Source organism: Sulfidibacter corallicola (genome assembly GCF_017498545.1).
GTDB classification, from domain to species: domain Bacteria; phylum Acidobacteriota; class Holophagae; order Acanthopleuribacterales; family Acanthopleuribacteraceae; genus Sulfidibacter; species Sulfidibacter corallicola.
Genome location: NZ_CP071793.1, coordinates 2412425 through 2415593, shown reverse-complemented (window position 1 = coordinate 2415593; position 3169 = coordinate 2412425). Strand labels below are relative to the sequence as shown.

General features: G+C 54.4%; 2 protein-coding genes. Both read right to left on the bottom strand.

Translation table 11 applies throughout. The features are described 5' to 3' along the window. Positions 1-287 precede the first annotated feature (287 nt). Positions 288-1913: an amidase gene (locus J3U87_RS07205; RefSeq protein ID WP_237382360.1), complete on the bottom strand. Its 1626-nt coding sequence runs from the start codon at positions 1911-1913 to the stop codon at positions 288-290. Between the two features lie 138 nt (positions 1914-2051). Beyond that, positions 2052-2648, bottom strand: a complete 597-nt coding sequence (locus J3U87_RS07200) for a DUF6817 domain-containing protein (protein ID WP_237382359.1) — start codon at positions 2646-2648, stop codon at positions 2052-2054. Positions 2649-3169 lie beyond the last annotated feature (521 nt).

Genomic DNA, 3169 nt, shown 5'->3' with positions numbered 1-3169 from the left:
TCCAAAGGAGTGCGGTGCCTGTAGGTGCAATAGCGCAAGATGCTGAAGAGAAACGCGTTGAAAAGCGTTCCGCGGCGAATCCGGCGAGGAGGTGTCGGCCTACCGAACATGTCGTCGAGAATGGTTCCAATGGGGAGGAATGGTAGATATTTTGTGATGGAGTCCAGGTTCTATATCGATGATTACATTCCTTTCAGATGGGATGTTTTTTACGAGAACCAAAAGTGACACATGAAATTGGTTTTAGGATTATCTTTCAACTTTCTTTTATTAGAAGGAGTGTAGCGTCAATTTAATGCCTTTTCTTCTTCTGGATTCCTTTCCCGTGTCATCGGAGGTTGACCCAACGTGATACCTATAGATCGAGTGAACCGGTGACCTACACTTAGTATCAATGATTCTCCATGAGGAGGTCCCACAAATTGAAAGCTGCTTTCCGGTCTGCCTCGCTCGTCGAAGCGGTTTGGAATGACCAACGCGGGTAAGCCACAATAACAAGATGCCTGGCGTTCCTCACTAGGAAGATTGGGGAGTAAGTATAGATCCACTTCTCGAAAGATCTCTTTCATCTGGGCCATGAGCCTGGCGCGGATGCGGTTGGCCTGAATGTAGGCCACCGCCGGTATCAGACGTGCCGTCCTCAGAAAATTGGGAATGTCTGTGGGACCCTGATGGGTCAACAGGGCGTCCTTCTTTGCCGTGGTAAGTTCGTCAAAGGAAGCGGCGGCTTCGGCAAATACAATCAGACGAAGGCACTCTGAGGGATAATCGGGGATTTTCACGGGTTTCAGACGCGCTCCCAGTTCGGTAAACACCTTCAGTTGATCTTTGCTCGGGGCCATCTGGGGATTTCTGTCGAAAAGATCCGCCACATACCCGATGGTCAGGTGACGCAAATCGGGGCGGTCTTCCCACTGGAAGTCGTGCCTGGTCACTTCGGGATCGGTTCCATCGGGACCTTGGATGGCATTGAAGACCAGAGCGCAATCTTCGACGGTTCGTCCGATAGGACCGATGCGATCCATGGTCCAGCTTTGTGTCATCAGCCCCGTTCGACTCACCAAGCCAGGGGTGGGCCTCAAACCGAAAACGCCGCACCGGTCACAGGGGGCACTGATCGAGGCCTTGGTTTCGGTGCCCACCGAAAAGGGGACAAGCCCTGCGGCCACAGCGGCGGCGGGTCCCGCAGAAGAACCGAGGGCGCCCTGTTTCGGATCCCAGGGGTTTTTGGTTTGGCCTCCGAACCACACATCGTCGTGATAGGCCAAGGTCCCCGTGGACAGTTTCGCGATCAGCACCGCACCTTGTTCTTCCAACTTGGAAACGATACCCGCATCTTCCTGGAAGACCCGATCCTTGTAGGGCGCGGCGCCCCAGGTCGTCGGTGCGGACTTGGCAGCGAAGAGGTCCTTGATGCCGTAAGGAATGCCGTGGAGCGGACCGCGGTAACGACCCGCCTGGATTTCTTCGTCGGCGCGTTGGGCGCTAGCCAAGGCTCTCTGTTCCAGGAGGTTTACGACACAATGCAACGAGTCGTCGTACTTTTTCAGTCTTGCCAGGTACAGGTTTGTCAGTTCGGTGGCGCTGACGGTTTTGTCGGCGATCAGGCCGGCAAGCTCCGCGACGGACAGGAAGGCGAGGTCGTCTTCTTTCGCAGGGCGATCGATGGTGGTCCGCGTTGGTGTCCACCAATTCGTATCGGAGGCGAGCCCGGCCGGGCTCGGTTCCAGCAAAGAAAACCCATACGCCGGTGGGTCCCGGTTTTCGAGAGGGTTGGCTCTCAATTGCTGGAAGGGCTTTTTGCTCATATTCATCCCCATGGCGACCCATTCGCATTCCGTGGGGGTGAAATCCAATCCGAGCAAGCGGGTATATTCAAGAACGGCTTTGGGTGAGATATCGGACTGCGTCATTGAGGATTCTCCCGTGATTTTTATTGGGCGATCGATCTTCGGACGAGCGGATGATCCTGTGCGATCCGATGCTCACGTGCATGTGGCTCGCGGCGACGTGGAGCCTTTTCGCGGTTGTGAGGTAGATCGGGCGAGCGCTCACGTCGATTTAGACGCGTTCAGGGCGACCGGACCTTCGGCGGGCATGATCGGAGCCTGCTTCTTGAGACGCAGCCACAGGTGACGGACCCCCTGGAGATAAGGCTCGATTTCTCGGGCCGCCGCTTCCGGGAGAAACGGACTCATACCCGTGTAGTTGCGCCTGGCCATGGCATCCCAACGCAGCCCCTTCCAACCGGCTCGGCGTCTCTGTTCCAGGAAGTTGGCCACATCCAGTGACACCAGGTCGCGAAAGTCTTCATCCGAGATCGGGATGCCGACACCATCGAATCGATTGATCACGGTTTTTTGGACGGTCGGGGCCAAGTCCCGATTGGCGTACAAGCTGGTGCGCTGCATGGTGCAGAATAGGTACACGATTCGTTCGGCTCGTTCGTCGAGGATCTCTTTGACCTTTTCCCGGTCTGGGCCTTCGGATAACTCGAAATACTGAGTTCCGTAGAGGCTGTGACAGATGCCCGCGGCCACCAGGTAATGTGGGCAGCCCCAACCTTCGAGGATTTTTCCGGTATTGGTGAGGTGATTGAGAAAATGACTGCCCGAATGTTCCACTTCCGCCAAGTTGAACTGAGCCAACAAAGTCCCCAAACCGGGGTGGTTTTTGTCTAGTTCGGTCAATAGGTCGTTTGGGCTTGGATGGGGGATCATATGCCTACTCGATATGGGACGGTAATTCGGCACTCGAAGAGCACCACTTGTTTGTGACGAGGAATGTAGCTGAAGGATTGCTTTGAATCCTAACAACAAATGTTAGCGACGGCAAACAAAGAGGAGATAAAACGAGTGAACGCCATCGTCACACAGGAAACATCACATGAACCTGAAATTGTAGAGACTCGCCATCTGGTAGAGATGCACATCATGTGACTTCGGTAATAATATTGGATGGGCTTCTGTGGGTCTGTAACATCATCCTGTCCCGGCTCGGGTTTCGTGAACGAACGGGTTCAGGTTTCTATTCGACCGTGGCTGAGAATAAATTCTTTCCTTCGAAAGTGGTATAATCACGTGAACGCGATCCGCTTCCTACTGTCCTTTGCTTCTCTAATCGGATTTCTGGGGGGATCTGTGCGTTCCCATCTCTTCGGATGTACCGG